At 68.5% G+C, this 14,572-nt stretch carries 14 protein-coding genes; 9 read left to right on the top strand and 5 right to left on the bottom strand.

All coding sequences use genetic code 11. The annotated features are described in order from the left end of the window. The first annotated feature begins 50 nt into the window (after positions 1–50). Complete coding sequence (locus ACGFIS_RS01285; protein WP_392968950.1) at positions 51–380, top strand: Atu4866 domain-containing protein; 330 nt, start codon at positions 51–53, stop codon at positions 378–380. Positions 381–599: 219 nt separating this feature from the next. On the opposite strand, the gene ACGFIS_RS01280 is transcribed toward ACGFIS_RS01285, so the two are convergent. Further along, a complete protein-coding gene (locus ACGFIS_RS01280; RefSeq protein WP_392968947.1) occupies positions 600–1,019 on the bottom strand; it encodes a PLDc N-terminal domain-containing protein in 420 nt (139 codons plus the stop codon). 776 nt (positions 1,020–1,795) lie between these two features. Between ACGFIS_RS01280 and ACGFIS_RS01275 the strand changes: the two genes are divergently transcribed. The 5 genes from ACGFIS_RS01275 to ACGFIS_RS01255 all read left to right on the top strand — a co-directional run bounded on the left by ACGFIS_RS01275 (position 1,796) and on the right by ACGFIS_RS01255 (position 6,562). Continuing rightward, on the top strand, positions 1,796–2,083 hold the full coding sequence (locus ACGFIS_RS01275) for a DUF308 domain-containing protein (protein ID WP_392907154.1): 288 nt from the start codon (positions 1,796–1,798) through the stop codon (positions 2,081–2,083). 428 nt (positions 2,084–2,511) lie between these two features. Then, a complete protein-coding gene (locus tag ACGFIS_RS01270) occupies positions 2,512–3,999 on the top strand; it encodes a cation:proton antiporter (protein WP_392968944.1) in 1,488 nt (495 codons plus the stop codon). A 71-nt stretch (positions 4,000–4,070) separates the two neighbouring features. Then, complete coding sequence (gene cas6e / locus ACGFIS_RS01265) at positions 4,071–4,826, top strand: type I-E CRISPR-associated protein Cas6/Cse3/CasE (protein ID WP_392968941.1); 756 nt, start codon at positions 4,071–4,073, stop codon at positions 4,824–4,826. 682 nt (positions 4,827–5,508) lie between these two features. Then, complete coding sequence (locus ACGFIS_RS01260) at positions 5,509–5,841, top strand: hypothetical protein (RefSeq protein WP_392968938.1); 333 nt, start codon at positions 5,509–5,511, stop codon at positions 5,839–5,841. 232 nt (positions 5,842–6,073) lie between these two features. After that, on the top strand, positions 6,074–6,562 hold the full coding sequence (locus ACGFIS_RS01255) for a hypothetical protein (protein ID WP_392968935.1): 489 nt from the start codon (positions 6,074–6,076) through the stop codon (positions 6,560–6,562). A 23-nt stretch (positions 6,563–6,585) separates the two neighbouring features. Here the strand turns inward: ACGFIS_RS01255 and ACGFIS_RS01250 are convergent, their stop codons facing one another. Continuing rightward, positions 6,586–7,032 (bottom strand): hypothetical protein, encoded by a 447-nt coding sequence (locus ACGFIS_RS01250; RefSeq protein ID WP_392907166.1) that lies wholly within the window; start codon positions 7,030–7,032, stop codon positions 6,586–6,588. A gap of 476 nt (positions 7,033–7,508) precedes the next feature. Between ACGFIS_RS01250 and ACGFIS_RS01245 the strand changes: the two genes are divergently transcribed. Together ACGFIS_RS01245 and ACGFIS_RS01240 are read left to right on the top strand one after the other, a co-directional pair. Then, a complete protein-coding gene (locus tag ACGFIS_RS01245; RefSeq protein WP_392907169.1) occupies positions 7,509–8,591 on the top strand; it encodes a lytic transglycosylase domain-containing protein in 1,083 nt (360 codons plus the stop codon). 705 nt (positions 8,592–9,296) lie between these two features. Beyond that, entirely contained in the window at positions 9,297–11,093 is a 1,797-nt protein-coding gene (locus tag ACGFIS_RS01240; RefSeq protein WP_392907173.1) for a type IV secretory system conjugative DNA transfer family protein, read from the top strand. Positions 11,094–11,161: 68 nt separating this feature from the next. Here the strand turns inward: ACGFIS_RS01240 and ACGFIS_RS01235 are convergent, their stop codons facing one another. The 3 genes from ACGFIS_RS01235 to ACGFIS_RS01225 are packed head-to-tail and all read right to left on the bottom strand — an operon-like array spanning position 11,162 to position 14,433. Continuing rightward, positions 11,162–12,697, bottom strand: coding sequence for an ATP/GTP-binding protein (locus ACGFIS_RS01235; protein ID WP_392907176.1), 1,536 nt, complete (start codon positions 12,695–12,697; stop codon positions 11,162–11,164). After that, on the bottom strand, positions 12,694–14,175 hold the full coding sequence (locus ACGFIS_RS01230) for an SCO6880 family protein (protein ID WP_392907179.1): 1,482 nt from the start codon (positions 14,173–14,175) through the stop codon (positions 12,694–12,696). The genes ACGFIS_RS01235 and ACGFIS_RS01230 overlap by 4 nt, the downstream gene beginning before the upstream one ends. 18 nt (positions 14,176–14,193) lie before the next feature. After that, the gene (locus ACGFIS_RS01225; protein ID WP_392907608.1) at positions 14,194–14,433 is read right to left on the bottom strand and encodes a PT domain-containing protein; all 240 of its coding nucleotides are present in this window, start codon (positions 14,431–14,433) and stop codon (positions 14,194–14,196) included. On the opposite strand from ACGFIS_RS01225, the gene ACGFIS_RS01220 reads away from it, so the two are divergent. After that, the coding region (locus ACGFIS_RS01220; RefSeq protein WP_392969317.1) for a hypothetical protein at positions 14,318–14,572 on the top strand (255 nt) is incomplete at its 3' end. The two genes, ACGFIS_RS01225 and ACGFIS_RS01220, sit on opposite strands and share 116 nt — an antisense overlap.

The following is a 14,572-nucleotide window of genomic DNA, read 5'->3' as shown; positions in this document are numbered from 1 at the left end:
ACCCGCGGAATCGGCCTGACCATCACCTGTCCATGCAATGGAGCCCGTCCATGTTCAGAAAACCCCTGCACCTCCTCGGACTGTTCACCATGCTGCTCGCCTGCGCCGCCCCGGGCAGTGGCCGCGCAGCGCGCGCCCCTCACCCGTACGTCGGCATGTGGGTCACCGCCGACGGGCGGATCCGCCAGGAACTCCTCGCCAACGGCCGCTACGAGGAGGAACGCGACGGTCGCAAGCGCGCCTACACCGGCCGCTACACCGTCACGGGCACCCACCTCGACTACCACGACGACCTGGGCTTCACCGCCACCGGCGACGTGCGAGGCGGTGTGCTCTACCACGAGCACCTCGTGCTGTACCGGCAAGAGCGGCCGTCATGACCGAGATCGCCGGATCAGCCCGCCCCGTCACCGTCGCCCGCAACGCAACGCAACGCAACAAGAATCTGACCCAACACCCGCCCGACGGCCCAGGCGTCCCCGCCGGGTGCCGGACACCCGCCACCCAGCCCGCAGCACATGGGTGGCGGTCTTTTCGGCGGCGGTGTGTGCGAGCGGGCAGGTGCGGCCTACACCCGCCCGGTCCCGGCCGAAGGTGGATCAGGTGAGGACCTTGGTCTTCGCCCGCTGGTACTCCACCTCGCTGATGTCGCCATGCTTCCTGAGCTCGGCCAGTCTGACCAACTCGTTGGTGCTGCTCGGCTCTGGCGCCCCGGCGGTCTCCCGAACGTAGGCGCGGAATTGCTCATCGCGCTTCTGGATCGCTCGCAGGTCGCGTTCCCCCATGTCCCGGCCGCGCGCGATCAGGTACACGAAGGCGCCGAGGAATGGCAGCACGATCACGAAGATCGACCATCCCGCCTTCCCCCAGCCGCTCAACCGGTCGTCGCGGAAGATGTCAGTGATGATCCTGAAAAGCAGCATCAGGAACAGCACCCATAGGAAGAACCAGAGCATGGTCCAGAAGATGTTCAGCAGGGGGTAGTCCGTGGCGCCGATGGGTGTGGCGAGTTCGTTCATGGTGGTCCTCCAGTCGTGAGGCCCTGTGCATCGATGCCGCCTATGCTCCCCACACCCGTCTTCCCCTGCATCACCCGCAGCGGGTGGCTCTCGACGTGCGACGCACTACCGCCCCGGGCTGCCGCCTTCCCGCGACGATGGTCTGGTTCGGCTTGACCTGCCTCGTGGGCGCCCGCCGGCGATACTCCGCCGCCGCGTCCGGGCCCGCGCACGGACCAACCTGCAGGCCTTCGCGAAGCTCACCCGCTTGGACGGGGGCGTACGGCGGATCGTCCCCGACCCGCCGCTGATCACCCCCGGTCCGCGACCTGCTTCCCGGGGCGGAGGGGGCTGGTCCGGCCGAGATGCTACGGGCGCTGGTCGAGAACTACGGCCGCAGTCTCTCCTCCGAGCGCCGGGCCCTGCTCGGGCGCTACCGCGTTGCCGACATACCCCTGCCGCATCTCGATGGGGGTCTTCAGCATCGGCGTGCCGCTGCGTGACGTATGAACCTCCTCATTGCATGGATCACTCGCAGAATCGCCCGGCGACGGTGCTGGGGGCTCACCCTCGGCGGGTGAACCGGGTAGCACCGCAATCACCCGTGGTGGAGGATGCGGCCCGACCTGCCCGAACGGTGTCATTTCGATACAGGGCCGATCCGGGACGCGTAAGCCGTCCGGGAGGCCGGAAACCCGACGCAATACGTCAACATGGGAGGAGCGATAATGTCGACGACATCTCGGAGGACGGGGGGAACCGTCCCTGGTCGCGGGCAGGGCACGACGCTCACGCACATGGTGAACGAGCACCAGGCGATGGCCCTGACTCTCGGCGGCATCTCATTCTTGCTGGGCGTCGTCGTCGTGGCCTGGCCCGGTGTCACCGTCGGCGCGCTGGCCGTGCTCATCGGGCTCCAGCTCATCATCAACGGCGTCGTCCGGATCGCGCAGTCGGTCACCGGCGGCCTCACCAGGGCTAGACCGCGTGGCGTCGCGTTCAGGCCCTCGCCGCCTGCTGGAGCGTCGCGAGGTCACAGCACGATGGGGCTTCGGCGTTCGAGGAGGACGACGTCGCGCCATTGACCGTGGAGGCGGCCGAGGTCGCCCCTGCCGAAAACCTCGTCCGTGCAGGTCAAGCGGCATGTTCGTACTCGTTCAGGGAGCCCTCTGCTCGGGATGCGGCAGCGATTGCTCCTCCTGCGGATGCGCTCCGGCACCGCACCATGTGCGCCCGCAGATGGAAATCACCCAGCACGGGACACCGCCGGTCGTACCCGCACCGCATCCGGAGTTCGATGCCGTCTATCCGGTCGGCCCCCCGGAGGGGGGATACCGGCGGCTTCGGCGTGCTGTGAGGTGGGGCCGTCTTGACGCCCGCCCTTCTGACTGCACTGTCTCTGCTGGCACCGGGACACGCGTTGTGCTCAGGAGTCAGAGACACCAGGTCCGCTCGACATCCAAGGGGCATCAGCTTGCCATCGGAACAATCCCGCATGATCCCGTCGGCGATCATGGGGAGGCGGTCCGCGGTCCTCGTGATCGCCGGTAGCACGGCTCTCCTCTCGATCGCCGCGGCCCTGGCATGGCGGCTGTCTCCGGAGGGAGGGCCCGGCCGCCTCCACGACCTACCGGTCCCGATGGAGAGCTCCGGCTTCCACCTGCTCCTCGCGATCGGCGTCGTGCTCGGCGCGGCCCGGCTCGGCGGGCTGATCGCCCAGCGGTCCCGGCTGCCCGCGGTGCTGGGCGAGATCACTGTCTGCGTGCTCCTCGGTCCCTCCCTCTTCGGGGCGCTGTCCCCGGACGGCATGGGGTGGCTGTTCCCGGACGAGATCGTCTCGGCCGTCCACGGCCCGGCGCAGCTCGGCCTGGTGATGTTCATGGTGGCCGCCGGAGCCGAACTCGACCTGGACGTGCTGCGTACCGGACGCCGGTCGCTGCTCACCGTCGTGTACGCCGGACTGGCGGTCCCGATGGCGGCCGGGCTGGCCCTGGCCGTGCCGACGGCGGCCCAATACGCCGGGCCGGTGAACTTTCCCGTCTACGCGGTGTTCCTGGGGCTCGTCCTGGGCGTCACCGCGCTACCGGTTCTGGCCCGCGTTCTCGGTGACCTCGGATTGAGCGGAACCCCGATCGCCTCGTTCGCCCTGGGCGCCGCCGCCGGGACCGACCTGGTGGTGTGGTCCCTGGCGGCGATCTGCCTGGGCATGGCCGGAACAGGGGCGGCCTCGGGCACCACGGTGATCCTGTTGACGGTCCTGTTCGTGGCGGTGATGGTGGCGATACGCCCGGCGATGGCTCGCATCGCCGCCGCGATGGAGTCGCCGGGGTCCGGCGGCTCACGCGTCGGCGGGCAGGACGCGGCGTTGCCGCTCGTCATGGTGGGCGCCTTACTGGCGTCGACGGCCACCGACGCCATCGGCGTGCACGCGGCGTTCGGCGCGTTCGCCTTCGGCGTCGTGCTGCCACGCCATTCCCTCGCCTGCATGGGGGCCGCCGACCGACTCGGGCGCTTCGCCGCGGCGGTGCTGCTGCCGTTGTTCTTCCTTGAGGTCGGCCTCCGCACCGATCTGGCGGACGCGCTGGGCGACAGCGGCGATCGCTGGTGGTGTCTGGCGTTCGTCGTCACCGCGGTGGCCGCGAAACTGGGTGGTGTGACCCTCGCCGTCCGGGCGGGACGCTGGCCCTGGGTTCCTTCGCTGACGCTGGGTCGGCTGCTCAACTGCCGTGGCGTCACCGAGTTGATCCTGCTGCGGATCGGCGTGGACACCGGGATCCTCTCGGCCGACCTGTTCGCCATCCTGGTGGTCATGACTCTGGTGACTTCGGTGATCACCGCCCCGCGCGCCGGAGTGACGGCCGGGTCCGGCGACCTCCGCGGCGGAAAGAGTGGCGATGCCGCAGTGACCGCGGAGAGCGGAGACGCCGGCGCACTCCGTGGAGCCGCAGTCCAGCGGAATCCCGGAGTGTCCGGCGATGTCCCCCCAGGCTCAGGCGGTTGACACTGCCCAGAGCGTACGGACGGTGAAGATCACCGAAGACGACTTCGGTTCCTGGGCCGGCGAGGGGTGCCATGACCTACTTGTCCCACATCCCGATCAACCCGCTGCGGGCGGAGAGCCGGGATCTCCTGGCCTGCCCGCGCGCCATGCGCGGTGCGGTCCTCGGTGGAATCTCCGATCCGTCCGAGATGAAGCGGGTTTTGTGGCGCCTGGACGCCGACGATCCCCAGCGGCCCCTGCTGTTCGTGCTCAGTCCGTCCCGTCCCGACTGGACCCGCCTGGTCGAGGCGGCCGGCTGGCCGGGCGCGGCCGGAGACCAGGCGGCGACCCGTGAATACCGGCCGTTGCTCACCCGGCTCGCCATCAACAGGGAATTCGCGTTCCGGGTCACCGCGAGCCCGGTTCGCGACGACCCGGGCGAGAGTCAGGCGCCCGACGACGATCGTGCTCACCTGACCCGCGCCCAGCAACTCGGGTGGTTCCTCGAACACGCTCCCACATGGGGCTTCGCCATTCCCCGTACCCGCACCGGCTCCGCGACCTCCGGTCTGGACGGCTGCTCCCCACGCTCCGCGCCGGACGTTCGGATCACCGCGCGGAGCCGACGCTCCTTCACCGAAAGTGGACGCGGCGTCCCGGTCACCCTCCACACCGCGACTTTCGAGGGCAGGCTACTCGTCACCGACGTGATTCTGCTCACCCAGGCAATTCTGAAAGGCATCGGCCCCAACAAGGCTTACGGCTGCGGACTGTTCACCCTCACTCACCCGCATTCAGAAGATTTTTATAGCGGCGGCACCCTCAATGAGGCGGGGGCATCCGCCTGACGACAATGTTAGGTCGCCGTCCAGGGCCGCGCGGCGGCGGCAACCGCCCAGGGACGCGGATCGAGCGAATGGCGACGCCGCGACCTGGGCGGCGTCGGCTCTGGGCTCGTCCCGCGACGGCGTGGAGGGCAAAATGACTGCCCGGTCGCTTGCGGTCCGCCCGGTCGACTGAACCGTAGTAGACAGACACGACATCCACCCCAGGAGAACTGGCCACACCATGCCGCAGGTAAAGAGATGAATTCCTTCGCTTCAAGCGAAGATCCACGTCATTTGGCAAGGCAACTTCAGCAGCGCAGCAAGCAATGGATCTGCTGGTACGGGAACCGGACCGGCCACTACTGGGCGGCGACACGCCACGGCCGAGCAGTCCTGGTCGAAGGAAGAACTCAGAAAGAATTGCTCAGAGAAATAGTCCGCCTCGAGACCTCTGGTGGGCTGGGCATCCGCGGTGCTTGACCCGTCCGACGACGTCCTCGGCCGAGCCACGCCTGTGCCTGCGGAGATCGGGGCGGTCCGCGAAGGCGGGTGTCGGCGGGGCCGGCGGGAGGGTGCGGGGCTTCGCCGCATTGAGCGGCGACATGGAATCGACGGCGGGGCGGCTGATTCATCACCGGCTGCTCCAGCGCAGGGGTAAGTGTGATCGTGACGGTGCGAACCCGAGAGGAACCGGTGAGCGAGCTTGAATCGGGCGCTGTGGGCGCTGCGGGAGCGGGTGGAAGCGGTGTCTTCGGCGGTGGGCGACGACACGGACGAGTTGACGCTGACCGGAGCCGGTCAGGCAGTGGAGATGGTCACGGATGTACTGGATCTGGTCTGGAACATCGTCGGCACGGTAATGGAGCGGACCGAGCAGATCCGGGAACTCGAAGTGACCGGGCAGCCGCCGGGTTCGGGTGTGGAGATGGTGGAAACGGCCCTGGTCCACTTGGACTACGGGCACAAGGAGCTGGAGGTGGCCCGTCACCTGCTCGGGACCGCCAGGGAAGACCTGCTTCGCGCTGAACGGGGGTGAGGCGCCCGATTCCGCGCCCACCTCCCTATCACCACTGTTAGCCGGAAGCCGAATCGGCATGCCCTGGAAAGGGTTTGCGCGTCACCTCCTGGTGACCAGCACCGTCCATCATTCTGTATCGTCAGTGGCTTTACTGTCCGGGGGGATGGGGAGCGTGCCGGCTGAGTCGGCCGTCACGCGCGGCGGTTAAGGCAGCCTCGAAAGGGTTGCCCTGACGGGGGAACGAGCGAGGATGCCAGGAGCCCAGCACCGGTTGTGCACAGCGATCATTACGGTCGGCGACACCGAGACAGGTCTGATCCATCGCAGCGTGCTGGGCCGGGTGGCCGATATCGCCGGCAGGCTGGGCTGCCGCAGCGCCGCCTCGGTCGACAACCTGCCCGCCTCGTTCACCGGTGCCGTCCTCGTCCGGATGCGCCGCGACCTGGACGAGGTCATGGCTTTCGCGGAGGCGGCCCGGCGCACCGGCTGGGTCCTCGGCGACCTGGCCGCCGCCCCGGGGGACGAGCCCGTCCCCGTACTGGACACACCGGACGGCAGGGTGTGGGCGAGTTCCGCTCGCGGTTTCGAACTGCACGGCCCGGACGGGGTACGGTACGTCACCGAGTTGGCCGGGCTACCCGGGACCGCGCGGCGCACCGCACTGATGCTTCTGATCACGCCGCTGGCGGAAGCTGCGAGACGGGCGCAGCTCCTCCAGATCCACGAGTTCAGGGGTTGAGCCGCTCACCGTTCACGACCTGCTCAGATGCCGACGCTCAGTTCGATCTCCACGGGCGGAGCGACCCGGCGGGGACGGGCCCGCACGGGCTCGAAACGATCGGCGACGTTCGTCTCCGGCATCTCGGCGGCGGGCTGGGAGGGGACAAGGAGACTGCTGCCGGGCAGCACCTGCTCCATCGCCTCGGCGTGATCATGTCCGGCCCTGCGTTCGCACGCGTAGGCGAAGGCGTCGCCCGTCGCCATGTGCGCCTCCAGCACCTCCTGGTGTGAGGACCGCCGCCTGGCCGTGACGTAATCCCGCAGCCGGATCCCGCGGCGGACGGCGGTGACGATGTCGTCGTTGTGGAGGCCTATCGCCTGCGCGTCCGCGTATCCGGCGGCGCGTTCGCCCCAGAACAGCAGCCAGGCGATCCGGCGCGTCCCGGCGCCTGCCTTCCCTGCGGCCATCAGCTCGTCCAGCACGGCCATCCATTCCTCCCGGCGATCCGAAGCCCGCGGCGTTGAGAGCTTCTGCCGGGTACCGTCCGGCGGCACGCCGAACCCGCAAGGTCGCAATGCACGCGACGACCGGATCGCTCGCGAGGCGGGGTCCAGAGAGCACTGATGAACGGTCGATCGCCGCACGTGGGAGAAGGGACGGCGCCCGGATCCGGTCCTGGACGCGGCGGGTGCCAGGAAACGCCGGAAAGACCTTGCACATCCGGGTGGCGACCGCACTGTCTTATCCAACGCGGCAGGAGGTGAACCATGCCCGGACAGCCATCGGGGCGTCCTGCCCGGGGGCTCACACGACGATCGGGCCACCCGGCGTCCCAGGCGCACGGTTCGCCTTCCTTCGGCGGACGCGGTGACCGGCTCTGGCTCGACGGCACCTCGACACCGCAGAGAGGGCCGGCATGCGAAGACGCACAATTTGGTTGATCATTTTTCTTCCAGGCAGCGCCATGACCATCGTCATCATCTTGCTCGTACTCGCGGTCGTCGCCATGATGCTGATCCCCGGCTCTCCGATGTTCGTGCAGGCGGCGTGCGCCCCGAATTCCAGTGACGGGGGGTCGGGAGTGGCGCAGGCGGACGCGAAGGCGTCACCAGGGGAAATACCCAGGAACTACGCCAGATGGTACTCGGCGGTCGGGGAGCAGTGGAACATCCCCAAGAACGTGCTCGCCGGCATCGGCTGGGTGGAGACCCGTCACGGCACGGCCAGAGGCGCTGACGGTGAACTGCTGCCCGGCGTTGCCAGAGGCACAGAGAACTATGCGCACGCCGGCGGGCCGATGCAGTTCATCCCATCGTCCTGGATTGCTTACGGTGCCGATGGCGACGGGGATGGAAAAGAAGACCGCTGGAACCCGGCGGACGCCATCGCCGGTGCGGCCAATCACCTCCGGGGCAGCATCGGCAAGAACACCAAACAAGACAAATTGACGGCACTCACTCCGGACGAGATAAAACGAGCCGTCCATCGCTACAATCCCGGAAATTACACCCCCGACAGCAATCCCTACGTGAAAGACGTGCTGGCGGCGGCGAACTACTACGCCAAAGATTTCAACGTGGGGTCGGCCAATTATGCGAGTACCTGTTCGGGGGGCGGCAAGTGGCCACCTGGGGCGACATGCCCCGGCGGTAAGGCACTCGGCCCGGAGAACATCACGGCGCGAATGCGCTGCGTCCGGAATCAGATCAAGGCCAAGTTCTCCATCCCGCGCGGGATCGGCTGCTACCGCGCCAACGGCGGCATCCCCGGCGGCGGTGAGCATCCCCTCGGCCGGGCCTGTGACTTCATGATCTCTTCCGGCTCTCCGACCGCCCAGGAAGCCCAACTCGGCCGCGACATCGCCGACTGGGCCAAAGCCAATGCTCAACCCCTGGGCATCGAGTACATCATCTATCGCCAGCAAATATGGAGCCCCGCGCGAGCCCGAGAAGGGTGGCGTGCCATGGAGAACCGTGGCGGAGTGACGGCCAACCACTACGACCACGTCCACATCTCGGTCCTCGCTGAACGCGTCGCCAATGTCTGAGCGCACTCGACGCAGGTGTGATGTGACCAAAGGATTGGCCACCAGCCTGCGTTCCGCCTGCTGTGTCGTTTCGGTCGCCGCACTGGTGGCCGGCTGCAGTGGGCCGGGAAGTAGTGGTGAGAGGGCCCGACCCGAAACACCGTCGGCTACTCCGGGCGCGGCTAGCAGTATTCCGATCAGTACAGAGTCACCGTCGCCGTCGGCTTCCCGGCTACCGGACGACCTGCCAACCCCTGGCCGGATCGACGAGCGGGACGCGACGGCGCTGTCGAGAGCGGCCCTTATGGTCATGTACACGGCCGACAGCACTGTCGACGCGGGGTTGCGAGACGCCAAACTGCGTGCGGCACGCTACCTCACTCCCGCATACACGGCCAGAGTCAGGGCCGAGCCCAGACAGTACATCCCCAAAATATGGGCGCAGCACCGGGCTTATCTCGCGGTGCGCCTCAAAGCACTCGGGCGGGAGGCGGGGGACCCGTCCGACCGGCCGACCACCGCCTATCGGCTGTGGGAGATGAAAATTACTCCCACCGGCCGAGACGACTGGCACGGCTCTCCCACGAATTACTTGGTCTCCATCGACCTCACCAGGTCGTCCCCGCGTGACCCGTGGCGGGTCTTCGGTGCCATCGTCAATGCGAATAATTAGCACCCCGGGACAAGAACAACTGCGCCAGGGCAGGATTGACATGAGGAGCCTTCGTGAGCAGTAGCGATGACGACGAGGTTTACGGCTGCCTGATCGGTCTCGGAGTCGTCACCTTCCTGCTGGGTGGCGCGACCAGCTTCCTGGTATGGCTGGCGGGCCAGTTGTCCGGCCTTCTCACCGGGCGCGGCTGGCCCGACTCGAGCCCCGGCGACGCTTTGCGGATCACCTACAACCTCGTGCGAAGTCCCGGCGATCCGCAGAGTGCGTGGCCGCCGGTCGCCGCCGCCGCGATCGGGTCTTCCCCCCTGTTCTTCTTCCTGCTCATCGTGCTGCTCGCCTTGGCATCGGTGGTCGTCTACTTCGTGGTGCGGCTCCTGCTGAACGTGCGGCGCCACCGCCCCATCCGGCGGCTGCGCCTGGGGTACGCGTCCGGCTGGGAGGTCCGGAAACTGCTGAGTGCCCGGACCGCCCTGAGCAAGGCGCACCAGGTCCGGCCGTCCACCGCGACCCGGTCCCCGCGCGAGGTGAAGCCCGAGGACGTGGGCTTCTACCTCGGACGGGACGTCAGGTCCCGGCGGAAGCTGTACGCGTCGATCGAGGACACCGCGATCATCGTTTCGGCGCCGAGGCAGGGAAAGGACGTCCATTTCGTCACGCCTTTCACCATTGACGCGCCCGGTCCCTGCATCGTCACCTCCACCAGGCGGGAGACGTTCGTCAACACCGCGATGGCCCGTGCGCAGTTCGGTGAGGTGTACGTGTTCGACCCGTTCAACTGGACCGGATGGCCGAACCGGATGCGCTGGTCACCGTTGCAGGGATGCGAGGACCCGAACGTGTGCGCGGTCCGGTCGGCGACGCTCGTCCAGTCCAGCCACTTCAGCATCGCCGACGAGGGCACCCACCTCACCGGGGTGCTGACCATCATCCGCTGCCTGCTGCACGCCGGCGCGATCGGCAAGGTCAACTTCCGCCGGGTGATGGACTGGGTCCACGATGCCAATCCCGACGAGGCGATCGAGATCCTGCGCACCAACGCCAAGGCCGCTCCGGGATACGCGGCGCAGCTGGAGTTCCAGCGGAGCTCCCGACGGTCCTGGACCACCGTCATCCAGGTCATGCACTGCTTCTCGCATCCGAACGTGCTGGAGGACTGCTCTCCGCCGCTCGGCGAGGAGTTCGACTTCATCAAGTTCCTGAAGGGGCGCAACACCCTCTACTTCGTCGGAAAGCAGCAGCCCGACTGGGGCGGCATCGCTCCGGTCGTCACCACGATCATCGAGCAGTACTTCCGGAGCGCCCGCGGTACGGCCATGAAGAACCCGACCGGACGCCTCGACCCGCCGCTGACCTTCGAGCTGAACCAGGTCACCGACATCTGCCCGATTGGCGGTCTTCCCGTGTACATGGGCGAATCGGGTGGCTACTCCATCACCGTGCACGTCTACCTGACCTCGCTGGCGGACGCCCGCGCCAGATGGGGCGGGGACGGTGCCGCCCGGCTGTGGGAGAACTCATCGATCAAGATCGTCTCGGGCGGTACCGGAACCGCCAAGGACCTCGACGAGCTCTCCAGTCTCGTGGGCAAGGACCACGGGCAGCAGGTGCTGCGTCCCGAGGAGCTCAGGACCATGCCCTTCGGCCGCGCGGTGGTCGTCGCGGGCACGGCCCGTCCCGTTGAGATGTGGCTCACCCCGTGGTGGAAGCGCAAGGACGGGGACTTCATCGCCCAGGGCAAGAAGACCGTCGAACAGATGATCGAGAGGAGCGTCGCGCAGCAGGCGGCCGGGACGGGCCCCGCCCCGGACCCGATCACCGCGGAAGAGCGAGACTCCCGGCCGCGGAGCTGAGACGTCCCCGGTCTTCCCGCAAGGACGATGCCGCCTTGCGGGAAGACCGGACCGGTCGGCCCGACCGGTCAGACGGTGTGCGCGCCGGGCATCGTGGTCGAGTTGGTCCAGCGCTTGTTGGTGTCGTTGACCTCCATTTCGACGGAGGTGAGCTCCACCTTGAACGGGATACCGGGGCGGCCGCCGACCTTGACCAGGAACCTGCCCCGTCCGGGGGGCTCGCTGTCCCGGTTCATGTCGGGGTTCCAGGAGGGCGGCGTCGACCAGTCGACGATCATGCGTTCCTCGACGGACGACATCCGGACCACTTCGTTCACCATGGGCATCTCCGCCTGCGGCAGCCCACCGCAGATCACCATGCCCGCACGTTCAGCGAAGCCCCTGGCCTTCATCCGGTCGGCCTGGTCGGCCAGTGACAGCAGGTCGGCCATGGTGTGCGTGATCATCACCTGGCCCGCGCCGCGCTGCCGGTTGAGGCGGGTGAGGGCGTCGACCCGGTCCACCAGGCCGCGTCCGGACCGCAGGACCCGCCACAGCTCGTCCAGGACGACGAAGAAGTGCCGCCGCGGCGCCAGCCCCTCGTCGGCCAGCGCGTGCGCGGCCTCCACCGCGCCGAACCCGTCCGACCAGCAGGCCAGCAGGACGGCCGCCTGGAGTTCGGCGTCGGCGTCGTCGATCCCGCTGATGTCGATGCAGACACCGCCCGGATTGTCCAGATCGATCGCGGTGGTGGTGTGCCGCGAGAACGCCTCCCCCATCGGGCCGTCCAGCACTCCGAGGAGTGAGGCGTGCAGCGGGTCGACGGCCGTGCGGTACCGCGCGTCGTCCCCGCGGGCGAGGGTCACCGAGCGGAGCCGCTCCGGTCCCTCGTCGATCACCCTGATGAGGTCCGGCAGGACGGGCACGCCGGGGTGACGCTCGTCCAGAACCCGCAGGGCCGCGTTGAGGACGGTGCGCTCGGTGTCGGCGATCGGGCCACCGCGCAGGACCGTCAGCAGCGCGGCGACCATGTTCAGCCGCCGACCGTGCGCGTCCGCGACCAGTTTGACCCGCGCCTGCTCCGGAAGTATGGCCGCGGCGGCGGCCGTCGCTCCGGGATCGAGCACGTTCAGTGCCCCGAGGCCGCGGCCGAGCTTGATGATCTGCCCGCCCATCGCCTGGATCAGGTCGACGTAGTCGGGCTTGAGGTCGCCGAGGACCATGGGGAACACGCCCTGCCCGACGAGCCCCAGCAGCATGCGGCGGATCATGGTCGACTTGCCCAGCCCGGGCTTGCCCAGCACCAGTGCCGACGGGTTGTGGATGAGGTTGGCCCGCTGGAACCAGGAGATCGGATCGCAGCACAGGGCCGCCCCCGTGGTCAGTTCCCTGCCGAGCGGCACGCCGATCATCGGCGTTCCCGACCCGGCCCCGAACGGCCACAGCCCGCACACCTGGACGGTGGTCCCGCGCCACTCCGAAGGCATCTCCACGTGGGAGGCGCGCCCTCCGCCGCGGCGGGTGAAACCCCTGAATCCGGGTTTCGGCTCGGCCTTGCCGGGCTTCTTCGCGTCCTTGCCCGGCTTCTCCGCGTCCTTGCCCGGCTTCGTCTTGCCCCTGCTCACATGGACTCCCTCACCAGCGCGGGGACCTGAAGGTGATCGGGCAGGACGACGCCCAGCGGGAGAGCCGCCGCGAACGCCGACGACTGCGCCCCGTACATCCGCCGCAACTGCAGGCGCGCCGGGGCCGAGAGCGTGTCGACGGCCGCCGCGGCGACCGGCAGTTCCTCGGCCGAACGGACGGTGGCGGTGACGAGGACGGTGAACCGGGTCACCCCCGCGCCCCGTGCCTCCTCAATGGCCGACTGATCGCTCTTCATGACGTCGATCTCGTTCCGCGCCGCGCTGGCGTTTCCGTCGAGACGGAAACGCGTGTCCTTGCGGTCCCGTTCCACGATCCGGGCCGCGGAGGCCGGATCGTGCGGCCGGTAGAGGAAGGTGACGCGCTTGCGCGCGATGTCATGGTGCGGGGCCACCAGACCGGTCATCACGTTGGACAGCACCTCGCCGCGCGGCGCCTCCGTCATGCCCCAGGTGATGGAATGGCCGCTGTCGTGGACGTAGTGGTCCCACGATTCCTGCGCCGCGGCCGGTCCCGCGTCCTCCCAGGGCGCTTCCGAATTCTCGGCGGCGTCCAGGGTCGACTGCGCGCCGGGGTCGTAGGCGAGCCGCACGGCGCGGGCGAGTTGGTGGGCGGTCATCGGGCGAGCGGCCCCGGCGCCGGTCATCTCCAACCCCGAGATCAGCCCGGGGATGCGCATCCCGATCTCCCGCACCATGGCGTCCTGGTCGCGGCGCTTGCCTCCGGCATGCGGTAGAGCCCCATAGGTGACGGCAATGCGGGTGGAGACCCGTGCGCTGCCCACGGGGTAGTTCCAGACGATCTCTTCCAGGGCCGCCCGGGCCAGTTCCGGAGCGTTCGGATCGGTGTGGGCGTGGATCTCTTCCCGGAGGCGATGGCCGAGGTCGGGGGCCGTCTCAATGGTGACGCTCGCGCCGACCAGACCCGGTTCGTAGCCCAGCGACGCCAGCCAGTGTCCCCAGTGGGAGACCCACGCGTCGACCTGCCTCTGATCGACCAGCGCCGCCCCGTCGGCGTTGCACTCGAACACAACGGTGTAGTGCCGCGTGGACGGGATCACGACCAGGGCGAACGGGCGTCCGTAGGAGTCACGGCCTTCCACCAGCCGGGAGGCGGCGAGCAGCCCCGGCAGCCGGCACGACCCGTACGGGATGACGCTCAGCGGTCCCGAACGGTAGAGATGCCAGCCCTGCGAACGCCCCCACCACCAGTTCAACCGGGCCGTGGCCGACTGGAGCGCGGTCCGCCCGTGCTGGTCCTGGATGACCAGCGGAAGCATGGCCAGCCCCAGCAGCACCGCACTGATCAGGGCGGCCAGAGTCGACACCATGGCCATCATGGTGACGACGATGAGCCCCACCATGAGGATCAGCGTGCCGGCCAGGCCCAGCCGGCCGATTCCCGGAGAGACCGGTTTACGCCAGTTTCCGTACGTGGGCTCACGATACTCGGCTGCCATTTCCGCTCACCTCATTCCTTAGACCTGGTCAGCGCCACTCGGGCCTCTCACCTCGCCGAGGCTGTCACGCAGCGTTCGAGTGTCCGGCTTGGGCCGGTCGCCCCCACCGGCGATAGTTCCTCCGCTCGGACCGTTCGACGGGTTGCCGCTCGGACCGTTCGACGGGTTGCCGCTCGGACCGTTCGACGGGTCGCCGCTCGGAACGTTCGACTCCCACCACGGAACGCTCGACGGGTTGCCGCTCGGAACGTTCGACAGGGTGCCGCTCGGACCGTTCGGCGGGTGGCCCTTCGAACCGCTCGACGGGTTGCCGCTCGGACCGTTCGACGGGTCGCCGCTCGGAACGTTCGACTCCCACCACGGAACGCTCGACGGGTTGCCGCTCGGAACGTTCGAC

This window comes from Spirillospora sp. NPDC048824 (genome assembly GCF_043198455.1).
Taxonomy (GTDB): domain Bacteria; phylum Actinomycetota; class Actinomycetes; order Streptosporangiales; family Streptosporangiaceae; genus Spirillospora.
Note: the sequence above shows the minus strand (reverse complement) of the source record. Positions and strands in the feature narration are given on the sequence as shown.

Excerpts from the sequence above, each read along its gene's own strand:
- ACGFIS_RS01255 (WP_392968935.1), top strand. The coding sequence starts at position 6,074 with ATGCCAGGAGCCCAGCACCGGTTGTGCACAGCGATCATTACGGTCGGC.
- ACGFIS_RS01270 (WP_392968944.1), top strand. The coding sequence starts at position 2,512 with ATGGGGAGGCGGTCCGCGGTCCTCGTGATCGCCGGTAGCACGGCTCTC.
- ACGFIS_RS01230 (WP_392907179.1), bottom strand. The coding sequence starts at position 14,175 with ATGGCAGCCGAGTATCGTGAGCCCACGTACGGAAACTGGCGTAAACCG.
- ACGFIS_RS01280 (WP_392968947.1), bottom strand. The coding sequence starts at position 1,019 with ATGAACGAACTCGCCACACCCATCGGCGCCACGGACTACCCCCTGCTG.
- cas6e (WP_392968941.1), top strand. The coding sequence starts at position 4,071 with ATGACCTACTTGTCCCACATCCCGATCAACCCGCTGCGGGCGGAGAGC.
- ACGFIS_RS01245 (WP_392907169.1), top strand. The coding sequence starts at position 7,509 with ATGACCATCGTCATCATCTTGCTCGTACTCGCGGTCGTCGCCATGATG.
- ACGFIS_RS01275 (WP_392907154.1), top strand. The coding sequence starts at position 1,796 with ATGGTGAACGAGCACCAGGCGATGGCCCTGACTCTCGGCGGCATCTCA.
- ACGFIS_RS01285 (WP_392968950.1), top strand. The coding sequence starts at position 51 with ATGTTCAGAAAACCCCTGCACCTCCTCGGACTGTTCACCATGCTGCTC.
- ACGFIS_RS01250 (WP_392907166.1), bottom strand. The coding sequence starts at position 7,032 with ATGGCCGTGCTGGACGAGCTGATGGCCGCAGGGAAGGCAGGCGCCGGG.